This window comes from Photobacterium proteolyticum, assembly GCF_001939735.1.
GTDB lineage: Bacteria > Pseudomonadota > Gammaproteobacteria > Enterobacterales > Vibrionaceae > Photobacterium > Photobacterium proteolyticum.
Genome location: NZ_MJIL01000094.1, coordinates 1 through 21,520 on the forward strand (window position 1 = coordinate 1; position 21,520 = coordinate 21,520).

The 21,520-nt window shown below is 45.6% G+C and carries 20 protein-coding genes and 1 pseudogene; 10 read left to right on the forward strand and 11 right to left on the reverse strand.

Annotated features, from left to right (window positions below; translation table 11 throughout):
* Window positions 1–170 precede the first annotated feature (170 nt).
* The 5 genes from BIT28_RS23090 to BIT28_RS23110 all read left to right on the forward strand — a co-directional run bounded on the left by BIT28_RS23090 (window position 171) and on the right by BIT28_RS23110 (window position 4,436).
* Complete coding sequence (locus BIT28_RS23090; protein ID WP_075767309.1) at window positions 171–509, forward strand: CidA/LrgA family protein; 339 nt, start codon at window positions 171–173, stop codon at window positions 507–509.
* A 2-nt stretch (window positions 510–511) separates the two neighbouring features.
* Window positions 512–1,189, forward strand: coding sequence for a CidB/LrgB family autolysis modulator (locus tag BIT28_RS23095; protein WP_175577595.1), 678 nt, complete (start codon window positions 512–514; stop codon window positions 1,187–1,189).
* Window positions 1,190–1,394: 205 nt separating this feature from the next.
* Complete coding sequence (gene cdd, locus BIT28_RS23100) at window positions 1,395–2,282, forward strand: cytidine deaminase (protein WP_075767311.1); 888 nt, start codon at window positions 1,395–1,397, stop codon at window positions 2,280–2,282.
* Window positions 2,283–2,413: 131 nt separating this feature from the next.
* Entirely contained in the window at window positions 2,414–3,310 is an 897-nt protein-coding gene (locus BIT28_RS23105; protein ID WP_075767312.1) for a DMT family transporter, read from the forward strand.
* Window positions 3,311–3,467: 157 nt separating this feature from the next.
* On the forward strand, window positions 3,468–4,436 hold the full coding sequence (locus tag BIT28_RS23110; RefSeq protein ID WP_075767313.1) for a TAXI family TRAP transporter solute-binding subunit: 969 nt from the start codon (window positions 3,468–3,470) through the stop codon (window positions 4,434–4,436).
* Between the two features lie 148 nt (window positions 4,437–4,584).
* Here the strand turns inward: BIT28_RS23110 and BIT28_RS23115 are convergent, their stop codons facing one another.
* A complete protein-coding gene (locus tag BIT28_RS23115; RefSeq protein ID WP_075767358.1) occupies window positions 4,585–4,983 on the reverse strand; it encodes a hypothetical protein in 399 nt (132 codons plus the stop codon).
* Window positions 4,984–5,209: 226 nt separating this feature from the next.
* Between BIT28_RS23115 and purT the strand changes: the two genes are divergently transcribed.
* Window positions 5,210–6,385 carry a formate-dependent phosphoribosylglycinamide formyltransferase gene (purT, locus tag BIT28_RS23120; protein WP_075767314.1) on the forward strand — a complete coding sequence of 392 codons (1,176 nt, stop codon included), beginning with the start codon at window positions 5,210–5,212 and terminating at the stop codon, window positions 6,383–6,385.
* A gap of 83 nt (window positions 6,386–6,468) precedes the next feature.
* On the opposite strand, the gene BIT28_RS23125 is transcribed toward purT, so the two are convergent.
* A complete protein-coding gene (locus BIT28_RS23125; RefSeq protein ID WP_075767315.1) occupies window positions 6,469–7,110 on the reverse strand; it encodes a thiopurine S-methyltransferase in 642 nt (213 codons plus the stop codon).
* Between the two features lie 409 nt (window positions 7,111–7,519).
* Entirely contained in the window at window positions 7,520–7,813 is a 294-nt protein-coding gene (locus tag BIT28_RS23130; protein WP_036826689.1) for a hypothetical protein, read from the reverse strand.
* 234 nt (window positions 7,814–8,047) lie between these two features.
* Between BIT28_RS23130 and BIT28_RS23135 the strand changes: the two genes are divergently transcribed.
* On the forward strand, window positions 8,048–8,452 hold the full coding sequence (locus BIT28_RS23135; protein ID WP_075767316.1) for a nitrous oxide-stimulated promoter family protein: 405 nt from the start codon (window positions 8,048–8,050) through the stop codon (window positions 8,450–8,452).
* Here BIT28_RS23135 and BIT28_RS23140 read toward each other — a convergent pair.
* Window positions 8,449–8,829 carry a spore gernimation protein gene (locus tag BIT28_RS23140; protein WP_245823848.1) on the reverse strand — a complete coding sequence of 127 codons (381 nt, stop codon included), beginning with the start codon at window positions 8,827–8,829 and terminating at the stop codon, window positions 8,449–8,451. The two genes, BIT28_RS23135 and BIT28_RS23140, sit on opposite strands and share 4 nt — an antisense overlap.
* 450 nt (window positions 8,830–9,279) lie before the next feature.
* Between BIT28_RS23140 and BIT28_RS23145 the strand changes: the two genes are divergently transcribed.
* Window positions 9,280–10,563 (forward strand): multiheme c-type cytochrome, encoded by a 1,284-nt coding sequence (locus tag BIT28_RS23145; protein WP_245823850.1) that lies wholly within the window; start codon window positions 9,280–9,282, stop codon window positions 10,561–10,563.
* Between the two features lie 65 nt (window positions 10,564–10,628).
* Here the strand turns inward: BIT28_RS23145 and BIT28_RS23150 are convergent, their stop codons facing one another.
* The 3 genes from BIT28_RS23150 to BIT28_RS23160 form a co-directional block, all read right to left on the reverse strand.
* Window positions 10,629–12,137 carry a peptide MFS transporter gene (locus BIT28_RS23150; RefSeq protein WP_075767317.1) on the reverse strand — a complete coding sequence of 503 codons (1,509 nt, stop codon included), beginning with the start codon at window positions 12,135–12,137 and terminating at the stop codon, window positions 10,629–10,631.
* 551 nt (window positions 12,138–12,688) lie between these two features.
* Window positions 12,689–14,197, reverse strand: coding sequence for a peptide MFS transporter (locus BIT28_RS23155; RefSeq protein ID WP_075767318.1), 1,509 nt, complete (start codon window positions 14,195–14,197; stop codon window positions 12,689–12,691).
* Between the two features lie 202 nt (window positions 14,198–14,399).
* A complete protein-coding gene (locus tag BIT28_RS23160) occupies window positions 14,400–15,152 on the reverse strand; it encodes an MBL fold metallo-hydrolase (RefSeq protein ID WP_075767361.1) in 753 nt (250 codons plus the stop codon).
* Between the two features lie 169 nt (window positions 15,153–15,321).
* Between BIT28_RS23160 and BIT28_RS23165 the strand changes: the two genes are divergently transcribed.
* A complete protein-coding gene (locus tag BIT28_RS23165) occupies window positions 15,322–15,975 on the forward strand; it encodes a glutathione S-transferase (RefSeq protein ID WP_075767319.1) in 654 nt (217 codons plus the stop codon).
* Window positions 15,976–16,013: 38 nt separating this feature from the next.
* On the opposite strand, the gene trpS is transcribed toward BIT28_RS23165, so the two are convergent.
* Both trpS and BIT28_RS23175 read right to left on the reverse strand, forming a co-directional pair.
* On the reverse strand, window positions 16,014–17,054 hold the full coding sequence (gene trpS / locus BIT28_RS23170) for a tryptophan--tRNA ligase (RefSeq protein WP_075767320.1): 1,041 nt from the start codon (window positions 17,052–17,054) through the stop codon (window positions 16,014–16,016).
* 233 nt (window positions 17,055–17,287) lie between these two features.
* Window positions 17,288–17,827 (reverse strand): GNAT family N-acetyltransferase, encoded by a 540-nt coding sequence (locus BIT28_RS23175; protein WP_075767321.1) that lies wholly within the window; start codon window positions 17,825–17,827, stop codon window positions 17,288–17,290.
* A 904-nt stretch (window positions 17,828–18,731) separates the two neighbouring features.
* On the opposite strand from BIT28_RS23175, the pseudogene BIT28_RS23180 reads away from it, so the two are divergent.
* Window positions 18,732–20,174, forward strand: a pseudogene (locus BIT28_RS23180) (chitinase); the annotation flags it as partial.
* 77 nt (window positions 20,175–20,251) lie between these two features.
* Here the strand turns inward: BIT28_RS23180 and BIT28_RS23185 are convergent.
* Together BIT28_RS23185 and BIT28_RS23190 are read right to left on the reverse strand one after the other, a co-directional pair.
* A complete protein-coding gene (locus tag BIT28_RS23185) occupies window positions 20,252–20,767 on the reverse strand; it encodes a GrpB family protein (RefSeq protein WP_075767323.1) in 516 nt (171 codons plus the stop codon).
* Window positions 20,768–21,116: 349 nt separating this feature from the next.
* On the reverse strand, window positions 21,117–21,377 hold the full coding sequence (locus BIT28_RS23190) for a hypothetical protein (RefSeq protein WP_075767324.1): 261 nt from the start codon (window positions 21,375–21,377) through the stop codon (window positions 21,117–21,119).
* Window positions 21,378–21,520: the final 143 nt, after the last annotated feature.

Sequence of the window (21,520 nt, forward strand, 5' to 3'; positions counted from 1 at the left end):
TTATCGCTGGCATTCATGTTAATGTGGCTACCGATGTATTGTTGAACGCGAAATGTACAGCAAAGATCAACACGCCCTAGCAACTGGTAGTTTTACGCTCAATTTTTTTGTGGCTTAGATCACATTTGTTTTGTATGATAAATGAGTCTCTTCGTTAGGAATCAAGGCTCATGGCATATCTACGTTCCTTTTCTGTCATTCTCATTTGTCTGTTTATCGGCAAGGCGATACAGCACCTTACCCAGCTGGCCATTCCCGGTAGCATCATCGGCATGTTGCTTCTTTTCATCGTGCTCTCTATGGGTCTCATCCCTTCAAGCTGGGCGAAAGAAGGCTGCCATCTGCTCATTCGTCATATGGCCCTGCTCTTCGTTCCCGTTGGTGTCGGCCTGATGAACTACCTTGATTTACTCACTGCGAATACCTTACCGATTTTACTCAGCACCATTGGCAGCAGCCTGATTGTTTTTCTGGTTATTGGCGTGGCGACTCACTACAAGGAAAAATAATGATCTGGTTGGCTACAACATTAATTGTTTTCTATCTTGCCCGGTATATTTCAAAGTACATTCAACACCCTATCGTTAACCCACTGTTGATCTGCCTGCTTATCATTATTCCTCTGCTGGTATGGTTGAACGTGCCATATGAGACCTATTTTGAACAAAACAAATGGCTGAACGCGCTGCTCGAGCCTGCTGTCGTCGCACTGGCGTTTCCCCTCTATGAACAGCTGTCTCAAATCAGACAAAAATGGAAAGTCATCTTCACCGCGTGTCTGGCTGGCAGTGTGCTGTCGATGCTAACCGGAGCTGGCATTGCTCTGTCGCTTGGTGCCGACCCTCAGCTAACGGCAAGCATTTTGCCTAAATCTGTTACAACACCTATCGCAATGGCGGTTTCTGAGCAGATTGGCGGTGTTCCGGCGATTGCGGCCATCATGGTGATTATTGCGGGTTTGTTCGGTGCGGTATTAGGTTACCCGCTATTTCGGTTAGTGGGCATTGAAGCCCCTATCGCCAAAGGACTAACGATGGGGACAGTATCCCATGCCCTTGGCACGGCAAAAGCTGCGGAAGAAAACTATCAGGATGGCGCATTCAGTTCACTGGCGCTTGTGATCTGCGGGGTAATGACATCTATCCTTGCACCGGCTATTTTTCCACTAATCTTAAAGTTATTCAGCTAGGACATTAGTATTCACAATATATGCAGGTAATCGAATACATAGTTAACTTGTTGATAAATAAAGGCGCGAAAATTAAAATCTGTGTGACACCACTCTCATTTATGTAATGCGTGTAACGGTGATTAGGTATCTGTGACAAAGATCACACATGAAATTAATCACTGCGCCTACAATGTTTCTCCATACACAATACGGAGTAACACTCATGCATACTAAAGTGATGGATGCTTTAGGCACTTTACCCTCTGATCTGGCGACTGCAATTAAGCCTGTTTTAGAAGATGCAAACTTTGATGCAACTTTGAGCCCAGAAGTATTCGAACAGCTGCTCGCTAAGACACAGATGACGGACAGTGAACTGCGTGTTGCTCTGCTTCCTCTTGCTGCTGCCTATTCCGTTGCTCCGATTTCCAACTTCTTCGTCGGTGCTATTGTGCGCGGTGAGTCTGGTCGCCTTTACTTTGGCGCTAACATGGAATTCGTCGGTGCTTCTCTGTCGCAAACCATTCACGCCGAACAGTCTGCAATCAGCCATGCCTGGGTGAAGGGTGAAAGAGGAATTTCTGATATCACCATTAACTACAGCCCTTGCGGCCACTGCCGCCAGTTTATGAATGAGCTGACCACAGCACAGAGCCTGGTTGTCCAGCTACCTGAACGCGCAGCGAAAAAGCTTCAGGAATACTTGCCTGAGTCATTCGGTCCAGCTGATCTGAACATTACCGATGCCCTGTTGGCGAACGTTGACCACGGCTTGAAAACCGATGCAACCGAAGCACTGATTAAAGAAGCATGTGCGGCGGCCAACGGCTCTCACGCGCCATACACCAACAACTTCAGTGGTGTTGCTCTAAAAGCCAAAGACGGTAAAACCTTCATTGGTAAGTATGCCGAGAACGCAGCGTTCAACCCAAGCCTGCCACCACTTCAGGTTGCACTGGTTAACATGAACATGGCTGGCTACCCGCTTTCAGACATTGAAGAAGCTGCACTGGTTGAAAAATCAGACAGCACTATCAGCCACCTGGCAGATACCCAAAACACCCTGGAAGCGCTGAACCCAGATGTCCCTCTTACTTATGTAGCGGCTTAACAGTAACCCAGCATAATCTGACTATCCAAAAACCGCCGAATGGCGGTTTTTCTTTTTAAATCAGTTTCATCCTCTCTTATGCAGGGGTATGATGCCGTAAGATTTTATTACCTGTACTGATAATATTACCCATGTCTCATCACCACAATCCGCTCCAGGGCGCCAGCTGGATGCTAACCGCAGGGCTTGCATTTGCTATCGTCAACAGCCTGGCTCAGTACCTGAGTGTCATGCTTCACCTGCCCTCAACCACTGTTGCACTTATTCAATATTTCATTGCCCTTATCGCTATCTTCCCTTGGTTAAGAAGCCTGGGTCTAAGGCAGGCACTGCAAACCAAACACTTTGGGATGCACTGTTTACGTGTGTTCCTTTCAGTCATTGGTATTCAGCTCTGGCTGTGGGCACTCGCCTATCCGGTGCCTATCTGGCAGGGTATTGCGCTGCTTATGACCTCGCCATTGTTTGCCACTATCGGTTCTGGGTTATTCCTGAAGGAAAAAGTCGGTATTGCACGCTGGGCGGCAACATTAGCAGGCTTTGTTGGTGCGATGATCATTCTTGAGCCATGGGCCGACTCGTTCAGTTGGGCAGCGTTACTGCCTGTTGGTGCTGCATTCTTCTGGGCTTGCTATTCACTGATGGTGAAAAAGATGTCTGTCGATGATTCGCCAACGACGATGGTTGTCTACCTGCTGATTCTGATCACGCCATTCAACCTGTTTCTTGCGGTACCGGACTTCACTATGCCTGCAAGCGGCCTGACATGGGTACTGCTTGCCGGAGCCGGATTGCTGACAGCATTGGCACAATGGTCGATTGCCAAAGCCTACGCGGTTGCCGATGCCTCATTCGTTCAGCCGTTTGACCATGCCAAGCTTCCTTTGAACGTACTGGCTGGCTGGGTTGTCTTCGGCTGGGTACCGCCGGGCCGTCTATGGCTTGGTGCGGCTATCATCATCGCTTCCGTTGCTTTTATTACCCAGTGGGAGAATAAAAAAGCCGTCGTCAACAGTGAAGCGGCGTAATCATTCCTGCTAAAATCCCCGCTCCGTCGGGGATTTTCTTTTTCTTGCTAGCCAATTAGAACAACTGCTGATTATTACGAAGAATCTGAGTGAGTTACGGTATCTCTTCTATACTTTTCAATCGTACGGAGAAATTTGTTACTCAGAGGAACCTGATATGAAGCAACTTGGTTTAGCGTCTCTTTTCATTAGCCTTTTTTCTTTGCTCTTCTCAATCACGGTACGCGCAGAATCATTCATCACCATTGGTACTGGTGGCGTTACAGGTGTGTATTATCCCACTGGCGGCGCGATTTGCCGTCTGGTCAACAAAGACCGTGACGCTCACGGCATCCGTTGTTCGGTAGAAAGTACCGGCGGGTCAATTTATAACATCAATACAATTCGGGCCGGTGAGCTTGATCTGGGGATTGCCCAGTCAGACTGGCAATACCACGCCTATAACGGAACCAGCAAATTTACCGACAACGGCCCTTTCAAATCACTTCGTGCGGTTTTCTCTATTCACCCTGAACCATTTACCGTTGTCGCCAGAGCCGACTCCGGCATTAAAAAGTTCACAGACTTAAAGGGCAAACGCGTTAACATCGGCAATCCGGGCTCCGGCCAACGAGGAACAATGGAAGTACTGATGAAAGCCCTTGGCTGGACGAATAAAGACTTCGCGCTAGTTTCCGAGTTGAAGGCATCCGAGCAATCTAAAGCCCTTTGTGACAACAAAATCGATGCGATGATCTATACCGTTGGCCACCCTAGCGGTGCGATCAAGGAAGCCACTACATCCTGTGACAGCGTGATTGTCGAGGTGGCAGGGCCTGTGGTCGACAAACTGATTGCCGAGAATGACTTTTATCGTGTAGCAACAGTACCCGGTGGGATGTACAAAGGGTCAGCCAATGATGTGAAAACCTTTGGTGTCGGGGCCACGTTTGTTTCATCGGCCCAAACAGACAAAGCGTTGATCTATCAGGTCGTCAAATCCGTGTTTACCAATTTCGATACCTTCCGCAAGCTTCACCCGGCCTTTGCCAACCTGAAGAAAGAAGAAATGGTCAAAGATGGCTTGTCTGCGCCACTTCATGATGGTGCTAAGCAGTACTACCAGGAAGCAAAACTCATAAAATAGAGTTAACAGGGTTAGCAATAGAACAACGCTTGTGACGGCGTGACATAATGCAACTTACACACGGTACCAGCATTCACGGAACAAGCATTAAAAACGACAAAAGGCTGGATACTCCAGCCTTTTTAATTTTCAGCCAAATCAAATCCACTTAGAAGCGATAGCGAACGCCCAGTGCGCCTTCTAGCTCCAGGTCAACATCTTCAACAAAATACAGTGTCGGGCCAACTTCACCGTAGAGTTCAAACTGGCTTACCGGCACCTGGAACCCTACTCCTGAACGCACACCCAGTTTGTCATGCTTGTTATCAACATACTGTGCACCAACGAAGGTGTACATGCTATTTAGATCAGGATCATTGACGAGTGAACCTAAGTTAAACGTCTTGTCTACCGCTACACCAAAATCATCCAGGCCAAGAGAAAATCGAAGATCGTTTGTCTTGTACTGGATACCACTCATCGGGCTACCAAAAAACACCCCGACGCTTTGTGAAGCGTGTGCAGAAACGGAAAGAGTAAGTGCCAAGCCTAGTAAAACTTTTTTCATCGTAATCATACTGCCGTAACGAATAATGGGCTTACGTTAACTAAAAACCTCTCAAGACTCGATAGCCCCAATTCAATCATGACAAAACTTTTACAAAGAAACGTCTAAATACAGACTCAAACCACAATACAAAAACCAAGTAAAAACAAACAACGCAAACGTTTGCGTGATGATTAAATTCCTGTATGATCGCGCTCAGTATCAATACTTATCGTAAGGAAATTCGATGTTAGGTTCAGCGACTCGCACAGATGCAACCCGTGTTCTACTGCTAGGATCCGGCGAACTAGGAAAAGAAGTTGCAATTGAATGTCAGCGTTTAGGTCTTGAAGTTATCGCTGTTGATCGCTACGCCCATGCCCCGGCGATGCAGGTTGCCCATCGCAGCCATGTTATCGATATGCTCGATAGCGAAGCGCTCAAACAAGTTATTGCCAAGGAACAGCCTCACTATGTGGTGCCGGAAATCGAAGCAATTGCCACCGATACGCTGGTTGAGCTTGAGGCCGATGGCCTGAATGTTGTACCAACTGCCAATGCGACCAAGCTCACCATGAACCGCGAAGGCATCCGCCGCCTTGCTGCAGAAACACTGGCTATCCCAACCTCTCCTTATGAGTTTTCAGATCAGTATGATGATTTCGCCGCATCAGTTGAGCGCATCGGTACACCGTGTGTCGTCAAGCCAATCATGAGCTCTTCCGGCAAGGGGCAGAGCGTGATCAAAACACCGGCAGACATCGAGTCAGCCTGGCACTATGCACAGGAAGGCGGACGTGCTGGAGCCGGTCGGGTCATCGTCGAAGGCTTTGTCGAATTTGACTACGAAATTACCCTGCTGACCGTTCGTGCCATTGATGGCGTGCATTTCTGCGATCCTATCGGTCACCGTCAGGAAGACGGCGACTACCGCGAGTCTTGGCAGCCACAGCAAATGTCAGCTACCGCTCTTAAGGCCGCTCAGGAAGTTGCCGAAAAAGTAGTGAACGCACTAGGTGGCTATGGTTTATTTGGTGTTGAGCTATTCGTCAAAGGAGATGAGGTTCTGTTCAGCGAAGTCTCCCCTCGCCCGCATGACACCGGCATGGTCACCCTGATCTCTCAAGATCAATCTGAGTTCGCCCTGCATGTTCGCGCTTTCCTTGGCTTGCCAATTCACGCTATCACCCACTACGGCCCGTCAGCATCGGCTGTTGTGTTGTCTGAAGGTGTTTCCGACAACATCCGGTTTGATAACCTGGCAACTGCACTGGCCCGTCCGCAAACGCAGGTTCGCCTGTTTGCCAAGCCAGAAATTAACGGTCGCCGTCGTTTAGGCGTTGCCCTGACTCGCCGAGACACTACAGATCAGGCAATCAGCGACGCGGTTGAAACAGCTTCGGATATCAAAGTCGTTTTCTAACGAAAATACAAATACGTCAAGCATGAAAAAAGGAGCCACAGGCTCCTTTTTCTTATTAGTTCAACTGAAAGCAGCCCGAACGATTAGAGTTCGATTAGCCACACTTCTTCAGCAAAGCGTGACAGTCCACGCTGACGACGCGGGTGTGATTCATCGGCATCATCCCGATCAAGATGGGTGATCTTACAGCCTGCGAACAGCTGTTCGACCTCATTTTTGGTCACACTGAACGGAGGGCCATCCATTTCTGGCTGCGGATAGTCCAGAGTTACCAGCAAAATACGTCCACCAGCCTTCACCATCGAAAGCAAGTGCTCTGTATACATTTTGCGCATGTTCTCAGGCATCGCAATCAATGCCGCACGGTCATAAACCACATCGACAGGCTCAACGCGGGTTGCAAAAAAATCACCGCAATGAATGGTAATTTCATCGAACTCATAGAGCGTCTGACCATTGCCTATCGATGTCACCATCGGTGTATAAAAGTGCTCGGAGAAAAACGCTCGTACCGCAATATCACTGAGCTCAATGCCGACAACATTATCATGCTTTTCTGCCAGCCACGCCAAATCAACTGATTTGCCGCACATAGGCACCAACACTGTGTCCGAGCGTGTCGTGTTTAGCGTTGGCCAAAACTTCGTTAGTACAGGGTTGATATCACTTAAATGAAAACCGATACGATTCTCCGCCCAGCGGCTATGCCAAAATTCTGCATCCATCTTATTAGAATCTCTTAACTGACTTTATTTACGTTTGTATTTATCTCTATGGCCGCTATCTGACCATAGTTTGTTGCTCTGATCCAGCTTTCGGTACATACCCGGCTAGCCAGAAATACTAACCGTAAAATATGCGCCTCAGTGGCCTTCTGAGCGCCTCAAACGAATCACAAACAACAATGCGCACAAAACACCACCAAATCGCTCTAGAATCAATCACAGCCGCTAATGGAGCTATTATCAATAAGTATTACGGAAAATGACCGATTCTCAGCGTTCAGATGCAAAAAAGGATGCCGAAGCATCCTTTTCTACTAATCTGGCTTAGACTGCGCTAGGCGAGATTATAAATATGTTCTTCAATTTTTCTTTTATGAGAGTCATTGAACAAACGATACAAACCGGACAATTAAGAAATTCTGAACAGCTTGATCGAATCACGGCGTACAGTTACACCGCGGAAAGTCACAGGCTCAAGCAACGTCATCAGCTGCTTAGAGACAAAGAACTTACCACCGTAGCTGCGATCGCCACCACGGTTTACCCAATCTGCAAATTCATCTGCCAAGTTGAACATAGAGTTTCCGACAAGCAGAACTAGGACTTTAGCGACTTCACTGTCATTCTGTTTATTAAACTCCGCGTCACGAACTTTCTTTCGGTATTCGTCGACAATTCTTTCAAGGCACTCAAATCTGCTCATATACACCACCACAAAAAAAGAGGAGCGGATACTACTGCTCAAACCCAATGAAATCAACCCATGCATGGCGATTTAGTGCGATAAAAGCCATAATTTTTTCATGTTCATAACAACATTCAGCATTCTTGTCATATAAATCACGATTTAGATCATGTTTTCGGCGTATACTTGTAGGTATATTATAAATATATGTTTAGTTTATCTCAGTAAGATTTATGCTGTAGAGAAACCATTATGACCCAAGCAGACCAAACAATTATTCTATTCGGAAGCCTTCAAACCGAATATAAAACCATCGAGGCAATGGTTAAAATCTACTGTAAAGATCACCACAACACCGCCGGGATTTGTGATAAATGTGAGGATTTTCTCCAGTATGCCCATACACGACTGGATCGATGTCCGTATGGCGAAGAAAAGCCAACATGCCGTCTTTGCCCTATCCATTGTTACAAAACCGACTACAGACAACTGTCACGGGAAATCATGCGCTATTCAGGGCCGAGAATGTTATTGAAGCATCCTGTGTTGGCCATACGTCACCTTGTCGCGGAAAAACGACCGATTCCCGACAAACCGGCAGCCAATGCGTCCAATCGCCACAAACGTAAGCAAGCAGAAAAAGCAGATAAGCATTAACGATAATAATCAACAACCAGCAGTTTTGATGGCTCGGGCTCTCCGGAAATATCCAACGTAAATGTATTCTCATCGACCATCACTACAGATGAGCCCAGCTTACCAGTTACACTGACACCCTCAATTTTCTCGAAAGCTCGCGAACCACTGTAGTGCATATTGACGGTGATGTTAGCCCGCTGGTTGGCCGTGACATCGAACTGACAGATCCCGGTTTGGCAATACACATCAAGCTGATTAAGATCGGTAACCTGCACACTCTCGACATTCTTAACGGGAGTAACCGTTAGCTTCAAATCCTCGCCACACCCCGTCAGTGCCAAGGCAGACAACATAAAACCAGACATGTGCATACCAATTGCAAAAGCTCTCTTCACTTTCATCTCCTGATATAAGGGAAAAATGACTCACATACCCCAATCATATCGCGTTTTTATGTGCTTCATTCTAAATAATTTTTGCTCAACTACGCTACAACGGACTTCAAGTCACTCTCAATTAATAAACCATTTCATCAGTGAGGTTATTGCAGTTTCGGGACATTTTCTCCTTTTTACCCGACCTAAACTAAGTCTGTTTTATTAGGCATTATATAGAAACATTTAACGGGTAATCCTATGGGCAATATCCAAACAACAATTAGTTGGCTTACTAATTATTATCAAAAAAAACAGCGAAACAAGCTGGTATCCCCCTACCTAATGACGGGCGCTATAATTATCTGTTGCCTGTTCATTTTTAGTTCGTTTAAGTCCCATGCCACATCAGATATGCAAAAGTGGCTAAAACCTCACAAACCAGAAACTCAACAACAAATTGAACAACAAATGCCATTCTATCCATCACGAGCAACAACGAATGGCAAGCAACTCACCCCAGATATGTTCGAAAACCCTGAAATCTGTAAAGGCTGTCACAATGAGATTTACCAGCAGTGGGAACGTTCTGTGATGGCAAACTCGTGGGAGGATCCTATCTACAAAGCGTTATTCAGGCGAGCCAGCAAAGCCACAGAAGGGCAAGTTGATAATTTCTGTATTGCCTGTCATAGCCCAATAGGAATGACCAGCATGCAGGCAACGGCAGAAATGCTTGATAGCGACGAGCATCTTCCCGGCGTCAACTGTGAAGTTTGCCATAACATTGTAGGCATCAGCGGTAATGATAACGGCGCCTATATACTCTCTCCCAACAAAGAGAAGCACGTGAAGTTAGGGCCGCGCACTGATGCGGTATCACCTTACCACAAAACCGAGTTCTCCGATCTTCACACTAAATCAGAGTTTTGTTCGGTCTGCCATAACGTCTCCCACCCTTTCAACAGTACGCCCATCGAGCGCACCTACGACGAATGGCAAGAAAGTGCATACAACGAGCAAGGTATTCATTGTCAGGACTGTCACATGACACCTGGGCCTGGCATTAAAGACAATCCGGGCCGCTCTGCCATTATGGGCAAAGAACGCAAACACATTTATTCTCATGAATTTACCGGCGGTAACTCTACCCTGCATCAGTATTTTGGAAATCCCGACAGCGCCGAGCTTGCTCGCGGAATGCTTCGCTCAGCCGCGACCATCGAATTTATCGAACTACCTGAGTCACTCACTCCCGGCCAGCTGGCAACCATCAAGGTCAAAGTGGCCAATGTCGGTGCCGGGCACAAACTGCCAACCGGCTTTCCTGAAGGACGAGAAGTGTGGGTAGATTTCGATGTCAAAACCGAAAACCAGGTTTCAATCTATCGTTCTGGGGCCATCGTAGACGGACACACCGAAGCAGGAACACAAAACTTTAAAGTCACTCTAGGCGATGCCAACGGCAATGTGGTTGATCTCAATGTCTGGGAAGTGGACAGAATACTGTCGGACACTCGAATTCTACCTAACGGATACTCGGTCGTTGACTACACCTTCCTTGTTCCGGAAAAAGTAACAGGCGATATCACCCTTAGTGCCAACCTGAAGTACTGGCCATTCCCGCAAAAACTGGTCGATGAGTTACTGGGCAAGGGAAAACTGAAAGTCGATATCGTCGACATGACATCAACCAAAGCCACCATATCGGTAAAGGCCAAGGACCCTAGCAGTGCAGTAGCAATGAAGCAGTAACTGAATATGGGCTGAAAACACAAACGCCAGCCTAATGGCTGGCGTTTGAAGCTTATTACCGGGTATTAGTGATCAGTCGCAACATCCTTGCCTGATGTCTGTTGCTCCAACTCCTCACCCTTACGGATCAGTTTCGCAATCACTTTAGACAACAGCAAGGTTACAAATGCCATCACTACAGCGAGAATCGCTAGATTATAGAAGTAGCTGGTATACACGCCTTCAATGATCTCTTGAGTCAACACCTGATCTTTCGGCAGTGCAATCCTTGTCGAGATCACAGCGGCCAAAATGCCGCTGAGGGATAGCGCAACAGAGCGTAGACCGATAGCAAACGCCGACAGGTAACGTGGCACCATCTCAAAGATAAAACCGACGCCTAGCGCACCAACAATCAACTCAGCCAATGACTGGAAGAAGTGGACCCAAAGGATCCAGTCTGCTGAGATCTTGCCATCATCACCGACAAAGTGGGTAGAAAGGCCCAACAAAGCAAAAGCCATGGCACTAAATACAAAGGCAGCCGCGAACTTGGTTGGAATTGTTGGTGAAAATCCTTTTCTCTCCAGCCAAGCATAAATGTAAATCACAGGCGCACCAAGAATGAAGCACCATAGCGGGTTGAACGCCGCATTAGATTCAGGACGGATTGGAATGAAGCCCAGTAGCTGATCACCCATCAGATTTATCGCGTAGATGTTCATTGAAGTGAGCATCTGGCCATAATAGAAATAGAAAACAATCAGAATAAAGATAGTGATCAGAACGCCACACATCTTATATTTGTAAGCTGCGGTTGCACGGGTAATTTCATAAATGAAATACATGATCGCACACGCCCCCAGGGCGTATAGCAGGTATTTACCAGCGTCCAGATTTGAGAACACCCAGAACACCAAGCCTAGCATTGCCGCCGAACCTACTACGAAACAAACCCATGTTTTAAGATCAACCGGACGACGGTCAATATCGTTGCCCACCGCCGCAAATTGCTTACGGAAGATAACGAACAGCACCAGTGTCAGCGACATTAAGCCGGATGCAATGTAGAAGTTACCTTGATAGGCAAGGAAGGCAACCAAAAACGGGAACAGATACTTGGAAGAAAACGACCCCAGGTTGTTGATTGAATAGTTAACCGTTAAGCCCTGCTGGAATGCTTCACGGTTAGTTTCCGAGTAAGAGTTCCCGAGCAAGACGGTTGGGCTGGTTGCCGAAAGACCTCGGGCGTAACCTATTAAGGCAATGGAGAAAATACTCAGAGGAACATTAAGATCGCTGGCCCCTAGCCCCAGGAGGAAGAAACCAATGGTGTAAGTCGTATAACCAATGTAGACCGCTCTGAACGAACCAATATATCTGTCAGCAACAAAGCCGCCGACAGCGGAAAAGACCGGTCCCACAGCACCAAAAGCACCCATCATCATGATGGTATCTGCTTCGCTGTAATTTAACTCTTCAAGAAAAAACTTTGTTAGTAGTACATAAGTTCCGTAAAAAGCCGCACCCCACAAGAACTGACGTAGGATTAAAATTCTGGCCATAAACGGAAATCTAGCGTTTGCATCTTGCATGCCATTCTCCTTCAATATTATACGCTGCGAAAAGTAGCATAATGCAAGATATCGTTTCATGATCGAAACCTTGTTATTAGATTAATGGCATATCGGATATGCACTTTTTTGCATTTATGAGATCTTGATATGAAAAGTGTCAATAGCGAATGAAAGGCTTTGGAAATAAATGACACATATTGCAAAGAAGGGATACTTATACCCAAGCTACCTCAAGATGCAGGATTCAGAGTGAGACCAGCGAGCTCAGTTCAAGGAAAATGACGGTAGGAATGGTAGTCCCTTTCAACGTCATTTGACACAGAAATGGGTTCGCTGGCTCACTCCCAAAGGGCGAGTTTACTTGGCCACTATGCGTTGTTTCCGATTATTAATTTAGAACCACTAGATCTTCTAATCGGTGCCTAGCCTAGTGGCCAAGTAATTCTCGCTGAAACGAGCATCTTGAGGTAGCTTGGGTATAAAGGGAATCTGACAACAGGCAAGGCTGGATAATGCCAATAGAAAGCGCCAGCCCACTGGCCGGCGCTCGACATGATTAAACGTTGTTATTAATGATCAGTTGCAATATCCTGCCCTGCTTCCTGTTGTTCCAATTCTTCACCTTTACGGATCAGTTTGGCGATCACTTTAGACAAGCCCAAGGTTACAACGGCCATTACAACCGCAAGAATAGCCAGGTTATAGAAATAGCTAGCGTAGACACCCTCGATAATTTCAGGCGTCAACACCTGATCCTTTGGCAAGGCAATCTTGGTCGAAATCACCGCCGCGACGATGCCACTCAATGACAACGCCACAGCACGAAGCCCCATCGAGAACGCAGACAAGTAGCGCGGTACCATTTCAAAAATGAAACCGGCACCCAGCGCGCCCACAATCAACTCGGCAAACGACTGGAAGAAATTCACCCATAAAATCCAGTCGGCAGAGATTTTTCCGTCTTCACCGACAAAGCTGGTCGATAGACCCAATAGCGCAAATGCAATTGCAGTTAGACCAAATGCAGCCACAAATTTGGTCGGAATTGTTGGTGAAAATCCTTTTCTCTCCAGCCAGTCATAAAGAAAAATAACCGGTCCGCCCAATACAAAACACCATAGCGGGTTAAAGGCGACATTTGATTCAGGTCTAATTGGAATAAAGCCTAACAGCTGATCACCCATTAGGTTAATGGCGTAGATATTCATCGACGTCAGCATTTGGCCATAGTAAAAGTAGAACACCATGAAAACAAAAATCATGATGAGTACGCAGCACATTTTATAGCGGTAGGCGACAGTAGCGCGTGTTATCTCATAGATGAAATACAAAATAACCACGACACCTAGCGAATACAGCAAGTATTTTCCAACTTCCAGGTTATCGAAGATAAAGTACACCAAGCGAAGCATGACCGCCGAGCCGATAATGAAACCAGCCCACACCTTAATGCTAACGGGACTTTTATCTAAATCGTTACCGGCATCAACAAATCGTTTTCTGAAAGTGAAAAATAAAACCAGCGTTAACATCATCAGAAATGATGAAATAAAGAAGTTGCCCTGATAGGCAAGATACGCAACCATGAACGGGAATAAATATTGCGATAAAAATGAGCCCAGGTTGTTTATCGAGTAATTAATAGTTAAACCCTGCTGGAACGACTCTCGATTCGTCGCCGAATAAGAGTTACCGAACAGCACTGTAGGACAAGTTGCTGACAGCCCTCGGGCATAGCCAATTAAAGCAATGGCGAAGATACTCATCGGAATATTGAGTTGGGAAGCGCCAAGGCCAAGCGTAAAGAAGCCGATTGTATAAGCGGTATAACCGATATACACCGCCCGGAATGCACCGATATATCGGTCGGCGACAAAACCGCCGACAGCTGAGAATACAGGGCCAACCGCACCAAATGCCCCCAGCATCATAATCGTGTCGGCTTCACTATAATTTAGCTCAACCAGAAAGAATTTCGTTAATAAGACATACGTACCATAGAAAGCGGCTCCCCAGAGGAATTGCCTTAGGATTAATATCCTGGCCGTGAGAGGAAACCTAGCGTTTGCATCTTGCATATAATACTCCTTCAACATTATGCACCACAAAAGCTAACACAATGTAAAACATAATTTCATGATCAGATCTCAATATTAAACAAATAGCACATCACTAATGCGCTTTCATTTGTAATTGAGATCTGGATACGAAATTGAGGTTAAGGAGTCGATTGTCACAAAAGCCGCATAACATAGAATTTTATCTATTGTATGCATCCATTCACGCTGCTTTTCTCAGTGCTTTTTTAAACTTAGATTTGACTGAGCGCCAATGCGTCATTGGCACTGTCGGTGCCCGTTCGAGCAAATAATGAAACTCTTGCTCGGTGGGATAAACTTCGCCACCATGAGCAAGAATAATGGATGAAGGCGCTAAATCGATAACCTTCTTTATTGAGTTTCGGTATCGATTGGGATAGAAGACAGGAAACGGGGGAATAAAACGGCCTTTCACTTTAACCATCAGATCGGCGACATAGATACAATTCGTGGGCAAATGATGCAATGACAAATCCCGATCGGTATGGCCCTGAGTAAAAAGCGCCACCCATTCCGGGAAACCAGGCAACGGCTCGCCATCATCCAACCTGTAATCAGGTTCTAACCAACACGAATACCATATATTACGGCGTGGCTTCCTCATTCGCTTCGCTACCCACTTTGCCAGTAACATATCGGTAAAGTGCATTAGCTTCCCGTCAATGCCAGCATACCACTGACCCGAAACATTCGCGGCAGCAATTTTACAGCCCGTTAAATCACGCAGCGTATTGGCTGCTCCAGCATGATCCGGATGCATATGCGTAACAACAACCAGTTTCAAATCACTAAGTGGCCGATGCAGTTTTCCGACAATAAAATGTTTTATCAGGTGTATATCAGCACGGCTACATCCATCAAGTAACAACAACTTGTCTTGATACTCAACTAAATATATCGACTGAATATAGCCTTCCAGTTTATGTAATTTCATATGGGCAGTGTTTTCATCCTTGAAAATAAATCGCTCAATTAAACCAGTATGGTTCAACTCATCCGACCATTCAAGAATGTCGGCACTCTTCATTGTCTGTACTTACAGTAGGAACTTCATCAAATTCAATCTACTATAAATTTAGCTGGTTAAGTTCAGGATGACACACATGTCTCAGCCAATACTCTACTCTTTACGGCGGTGCCCTTATGCCATGCGCGCAAGAATAGCGTTGCTGCTTGCCAGGCAGACTGTCAAGCTGCGTGATGTTGTAATGAAAAACATACCAGCAGAACTACTGGCGGCTTCACCCAAAGGCACCGTGCCGGTATTAGTCTTTGAGGATTCTCGTGTCATTGACGAAAGCCTGGATATTATGCTCTGGGCTTTACAGCAAAATGACCCAAACGACTTGTTAAATAGCAAGCGACCTGATGCCCTAGCGTCAATGCTGGCCATAATAAAGCGCAACGACATGGAGTTTGTCGATGCTCTGGAGAAATACAAAACGGCTGCTCGCTATCATGATAGCGCCGAGAAGACTTATCGCCAGCAATGTGAAGACCTCATTTCCCCGCTAGAGCAAAGCCTCGGCAAAAACGACTACTTAATGGGGGCGCGTCCGACTTTGGCCGACTACGCCCTCCTTCCCTTTCTTCGCCAATTTTCACGTGTCGACCGCAAGTGGTTTATCAACGCCCCCTACCCAAACCTGCACCGGTGGCTAAACACCCACTATCAGAACCCGATCTATTCTATCGCAATGACCCAGTATCCACAGTGGGCAGATAGCCATCAGGAGTTCTTATTTGGTGGAGGTTAGCACTAGCACTTAAGATCTCTGTTTATTACTAAAGATCATTATCCGAACAGGTTTAATCCAAAGGCTTTCTTTACGCGGTTTAGTACCTGATTCGATTCGTCCTGTGATTTCTCGCTGCCTTGTCGCAAAATGTCAATTAACTGTGCTTTGTCAGCAATAAACATCTCCCGGCGCTCTCTTATCGGCTTTATAATTTCCTGAAGGCACTCCTCCAATATTTTTTTCGTCGTCCCGTCGCCCAAACCACCCTGCTGGTATTTAACCTTTAACTCATTGACATAGTTTATATCCGGGTGAAAAGCATCTAGATAGGTGAAAACAACATTTCCTTCTACCTGGCCGGGATCGTCAATTCTGAGGTGATTAGGGTCGGTATACATGGATTTTACCGCTTTCGTTATCTCCTTTTCGCTTGAGCTCAGCAAGATGCAATTTCCCATAGACTTAGACATTTTACTTTTGCCGTCTGTACTAGGAAGTCGTGGCACCTTGCTTAATAGCGGGCGACATTCCACCAGTATTTCTTCCTGGGCAATACTGTTGAGCTTTCTGACTATCTCATTCGTTTGCTCAATCATCGGTAACTGATCATCGCCCACAGGGATTAATGTTGCTTTAAATGCTGTTATATCAGCCGCCTGGCTTATGGGGTACATTAAAAAACCTGTCGGAATTGAACTACCGAAAGATTTGCTGGCAATTTCATTTTTGACCGTCGGATTTCTTTGTAACCTCGCCACCGATACCAGGTTTGAATAGTACATGGTCAGTTCCGCCAGTGCCGGGATCGCTGATTGCAAACAGATAGTGGTTTTCGACGGATCTATACCAACCGCCAGGTAATCCGCCACGACATTCAATATATTGGAAGAAACTTTACGCGGGTTATTGCCGTTGTCTGTGAGCCCCTGAAGATCGGCCACTAATATAGTCTGTTGATATTTGTGCTGTAACTCGACCCGTTGCTGCAGCGAGCCAATATAATGACCAATGTGAAGTTGTCCTGTTGCACGATCGCCGGTCAGTATTTTCTCTACCGGATCATCAGGCTGTAATTTAGATTGAAATTGATTTTGCATAATTGTCTCCTAAATAGACCGCCGGAGACATAGTGAGGGTATTCATTGTCAGTCTTCCGACGGCAATGAATAGATGTGATTCAGCGCCGCTCTATTTAATAGAGCGCCACCAAGAAATTGAAATGATTAGATGCGTATGATTTAAGTTCATTGCTCGAATCTATCAAGCAATAAGCCAGGCTTCAAGATATTATTTCGTCAAATTGCTGAACTTGTTTTATCTACCTGCCAAATCAGATTTTTTGCCGAGCCAATTTACTGTAAATGACCGTACTGGACAGCTCTCCGGAGGGCAGACGACGATCATTCACCAAGGTGGCATCAAGATGATAACTACATCTTTCGGCAACCGCCCGGCTATTCCTGTTAGTTTCTGCAGCCCGAATTTCCAAACGCTGCGCTTTCAGCTCGTTAAATGCATAGTCTTCTATCAGGGAAACTGCTTCGGTAATATATCCCTTCCCTGTTTCTTTGGTATTTAACCAGTAGCCAATTTCAAAAAATGGCACGGATTTATCGCGAATAATTAGCCCAATCGCACCAAGAAACTTCGCATCACTATTTCGCAGAATGGATAACCTAAGCTCACCGTCAAAGCGCTCATACTTATCGATGGCTTCTTGCATGTTTTTAATCGATTCAGCCTCTGTGAGTGCATGAGGTACCCAAGGCAAATATACGCTAAGTTCGTGCTGACTTGCTCTAATGGCCTCCAGCATAGGCTGGGCCAAATCCATCGACGGTGGCACTAGTTTGATTCTCTCACTCTGCATATACAATCCACTCCTTATCATTTGCAGGTAATTAAGTATGGAATTCATGGCTAGTTAGCAACACCAACTTACCATTTTCTTTACTTTCTTGTAGACTACGAGCCGTTTTATGTCCCTCTCATTCATGGTCCATCATTTTGCACACACTATCTCAGCTAAAATCTGGTGAATTATCAGAAAACCTAACGACTTTCCCTGAGTAAGACAAGCTAAATAAATACATCCAGCTTAAGCTGCAAATAGTTAACTAAGCGATATACCAGAAAGGCATTGCTTAAGTACTCTTGCAATGCCTTTTAACAATAAAGCATTCCACCAGATTGTTAAATATTTTTCATTCCCCACTAATTAGAGACAAGCTATCACCCGTTATAAGTTCACCTCACCGCAAACTGCTGATCACTGATAATTTTCAACCCTTTCTTTTGAACAAAAAATCAACACAAATAACATTCATCTTTAAAAACAATACAACTTCCCAATTATTCATTTGAATTCACTCGCAGATACAAAAACAAGCACACCTTCACCCCATCAGAATATTAATCTGAATTTTCAGAGCGGATTAAATTTCACACCACCCTTTCTTTTCAAACTTATAACATTTAGACAAAAAACCTTTTAACTTGGTCCTTTGAAGATGATTTTAATGAAGAACAAAATATTGAGAATGTTCAATTTTAAGTTCTATAGTGAAGTCGCTGCGTGGTTAGACAGTAATTAAGACTGAAAGCTGTGAGTGATATTCAGTCTCTTTACCAAAGGCGATCATGATGAATAAAAGGAAGTGCTTTTAATCCTTGATTTACTGTGTGTCACAAACTCATCCTCTCCTCAGGTATAGGTACTGCTGTCAATCGTAGTAATAACACATCCAATATCTGTCCCTTACAAGGAGTTTCACATGTTAAAGCTAAAGCTTCTGTCTACCTTAATCGGCTGCAGTATAGCGGCAAGCAGTTATGCCATGAACCCCCAACCCGATCCGCAAAACCCAACTGGCTATATTGTATCGAAAGCTGACGTCGTAGCCGCAGAACAAGCCAAGACGGCAGATCCTATGTATAAAGTCTGGGCTAAGGCGCTTGCGACTCGTCCGAATACGATAGTAGAAGCCATTGAACCCGGCCTTGCCAGCAATCCTGAAAATGTCAAACGCGTTGAACGCGTTTTCCCTCAATCAGACTGGGACTTCCTGACTCATATGGCAGCGCCCGAATACACCTATACCCGCTTCCTGCGCGCTATCGGTAAGTTCCCGGCATTCTGTGGTGAGTATACCGATGGCCGTGATTCTGACGCGATCTGTAAGAAGTCAATTATCACTGCATTCGCCCACTTCGCACAGGAAACGGGTGGTCACATAGCGAAGGACAACTATTGGGACAACCCACTTGGACTTGAGGAATGGCAACAAGCGCTGGTTCACGTTCGTGAAATGGGCTGGCAGGAAGGCCAACCGGGCTATACCACAGGCTGCGGCCAGAATGACTGGCAAAATAAGCGCTGGCCTTGCTCACCAGGACAGGGATACTTTGGTCGCGGTGCCAAGCAGCTATCCTACCACTTCAACTATGGACCTTTCTCTGAAGTCATGTACGACGGCGATGCCACGGTGCTGCTGAATAACCCCGCTCTCGTTGCTGATACCTGGCTCAACCTCTCTTCTGCTATCTGGTTCTTCCTTACTCCTCAGGCCCCTAAACCTGCAATGCTGCACGTTATCGACCGTACTTGGGTACCATCCAAAGCGGAGAAAGAAGCCGGAATTGGCTACGGGTTTGGTACCACAATCAATATCATCAACGGCGGTATCGAATGTGGCGAGCAAAACAGATACAAAGGACAGCCTGTAAACCGGATCCGTTACTGGGAAGGCTTATCTGCACACTACAATATTCCTATCGAAGCGGATGAAAGCAACACCTGCTGGCAACAGACGCCTTATGGCAGCCTGAACCTGAACGGCTCGACTGATGTGCTTTACACTAACTGGGAGGCTAACTGGAAATACTACCCGGATCGCCCTGAAGGCGTTTCTTTCGAGTGTGAACTGGTTGGGTATCAAACGGCCTACTCGGCGCTGGTTCCCGGCGACTACGAGAAGTGTATTACCAACTTCTATGAGTCCCATGCCAACTGGCCTCAGGTACGAGTCGTCGATACTATGCCGCCAACAGATCCTGGCACAGGTCCGACAGACCCTATAGGCAATGCCTGGGATTCAAATAAAGTCTACAATACCGGCGATCGTGTGGTTGTGAATGGCGTGACCTACGAGGCCAAATGGTGGACACAAGGTGATAACCCAGAAACAAGTGGAGCTTCAGGCCCTTGGCAAAAAGTGTAAATAAAAAATAGTTCATCGTAATAAGCCACCTTTGCTGAAGGTGGCTTCGTCTTTTTAGTTTGCTACCCTTAACGCTATTTACGGAGTTTAAGCAGCTGTAGCAAATGATACTTCACGAAATAGTTTTTTCCCGCACTATAGCGATCAGGATTATTATCACACTCAAGTGCAACCTTCTTCTTTAGTTCACCATATTCGATTGCTATCTCAGGATGAGCAATCAGGTAATCTCTAAATGTAATGTGCAACTCTCCGTTATTATCCCCGACCTTAAACACATGGATATGATGGGTACGATGATTTCCCCCCTTTTGGAAAAATCGGCGCTCAGCTATCCCAAATTCACCCATCGCTTCATAGCCAAGTGAAACCAACTCTGAAGTAAGTAAATCCACAGAATTCAAATCAGTCACTTCTACAAGAATATCGATAATGGGTTTAGCCGCTAACCCCTTTACCGCCGTACTACCAATGTGGTGAACGTTGACAGCCGCATTTCCTAGTACACCTTTAATCGCCGTTGCTTCTAATTCATACAACTCGACCCACTTAGGATCATAGTCAACTACTTCTATTATTCGCTTACTCACCGTTTACCCTATAGCTTTTATCGCCAGCATGAGCGATGCGAAGAATACACTCGCCAAATTAAATACGATTAAACCCAATATTCGCCCAATCAGAGGTATAAATCACTCTAGCCGACAAATCATCGGTCGCAGAAGAAATTCACGCCATAAAAAACTGAATTTAATTGGGGGTTCATTAAAGATCTGAAACTTTTCACGTGCAAATACTAAATCAATACTGCAATACTAGCGAATAAAAAAGTCTAACATCAACCAATAATGTGAACGCAACCTATACGATAGACGACAATTGTAATACTTTATTTCAAGCGTTAATTTAAGGTAACAACCAAACTAGCAAACAGCGGTTTTATTTGCTTTTTGAACCATCAACTTCGGGGTGGCCAATTAACCGACCATGGAACTTAGATAACCCTACAGTTCGGCGTGTTTTCTCTGCCCAAATAATACCCAATACGACACCAAACCCAGTACAGATCGTAATGACGGGGAGAACCATTTCATTCAGTGCAAAACAAATCATCCCACCAATAAACGCCCCTAATAAGGCTGGCGATACCGCTACTTTCAGCCAAAGCAGTATATGCACAAAACGTGCGACAAATTTCATTACGCAGCTCCCTTATTTATCAACCTATTAATACCTTATACACTTGAAGGCCAATCATAATATCAAGCTAGTTGAATATTAATTTGACGAAGCTCTTATAAGTCTTACAAACTGATGAAATAGAAAGGGAAAATTTGATTTCA

Excerpts from the sequence above, each read along its gene's own strand:
- BIT28_RS23090 (WP_075767309.1), top strand. The coding sequence starts at position 171 with ATGGCATATCTACGTTCCTTTTCTGTCATTCTCATTTGTCTGTTTATC.
- cdd (WP_075767311.1), top strand. The coding sequence starts at position 1,395 with ATGCATACTAAAGTGATGGATGCTTTAGGCACTTTACCCTCTGATCTG.
- BIT28_RS23105 (WP_075767312.1), top strand. The coding sequence starts at position 2,414 with ATGTCTCATCACCACAATCCGCTCCAGGGCGCCAGCTGGATGCTAACC.
- BIT28_RS23110 (WP_075767313.1), top strand. The coding sequence starts at position 3,468 with ATGAAGCAACTTGGTTTAGCGTCTCTTTTCATTAGCCTTTTTTCTTTG.
- BIT28_RS23115 (WP_075767358.1), bottom strand. The coding sequence starts at position 4,983 with ATGAAAAAAGTTTTACTAGGCTTGGCACTTACTCTTTCCGTTTCTGCA.
- purT (WP_075767314.1), top strand. The coding sequence starts at position 5,210 with ATGTTAGGTTCAGCGACTCGCACAGATGCAACCCGTGTTCTACTGCTA.
- BIT28_RS23125 (WP_075767315.1), bottom strand. The coding sequence starts at position 7,110 with ATGGATGCAGAATTTTGGCATAGCCGCTGGGCGGAGAATCGTATCGGT.
- BIT28_RS23130 (WP_036826689.1), bottom strand. The coding sequence starts at position 7,813 with ATGAGCAGATTTGAGTGCCTTGAAAGAATTGTCGACGAATACCGAAAG.
- BIT28_RS23135 (WP_075767316.1), top strand. The coding sequence starts at position 8,048 with ATGACCCAAGCAGACCAAACAATTATTCTATTCGGAAGCCTTCAAACC.
- BIT28_RS23145 (WP_245823850.1), top strand. The coding sequence starts at position 9,280 with ATGCCATTCTATCCATCACGAGCAACAACGAATGGCAAGCAACTCACC.
- BIT28_RS23150 (WP_075767317.1), bottom strand. The coding sequence starts at position 12,137 with ATGCAAGATGCAAACGCTAGATTTCCGTTTATGGCCAGAATTTTAATC.
- BIT28_RS23155 (WP_075767318.1), bottom strand. The coding sequence starts at position 14,197 with ATGCAAGATGCAAACGCTAGGTTTCCTCTCACGGCCAGGATATTAATC.
- BIT28_RS23160 (WP_075767361.1), bottom strand. The coding sequence starts at position 15,152 with ATGAAATTACATAAACTGGAAGGCTATATTCAGTCGATATATTTAGTT.
- BIT28_RS23165 (WP_075767319.1), top strand. The coding sequence starts at position 15,322 with ATGTCTCAGCCAATACTCTACTCTTTACGGCGGTGCCCTTATGCCATG.
- trpS (WP_075767320.1), bottom strand. The coding sequence starts at position 17,054 with ATGCAAAATCAATTTCAATCTAAATTACAGCCTGATGATCCGGTAGAG.
- BIT28_RS23175 (WP_075767321.1), bottom strand. The coding sequence starts at position 17,827 with ATGCAGAGTGAGAGAATCAAACTAGTGCCACCGTCGATGGATTTGGCC.
- BIT28_RS23190 (WP_075767324.1), bottom strand. The coding sequence starts at position 21,377 with ATGAAATTTGTCGCACGTTTTGTGCATATACTGCTTTGGCTGAAAGTA.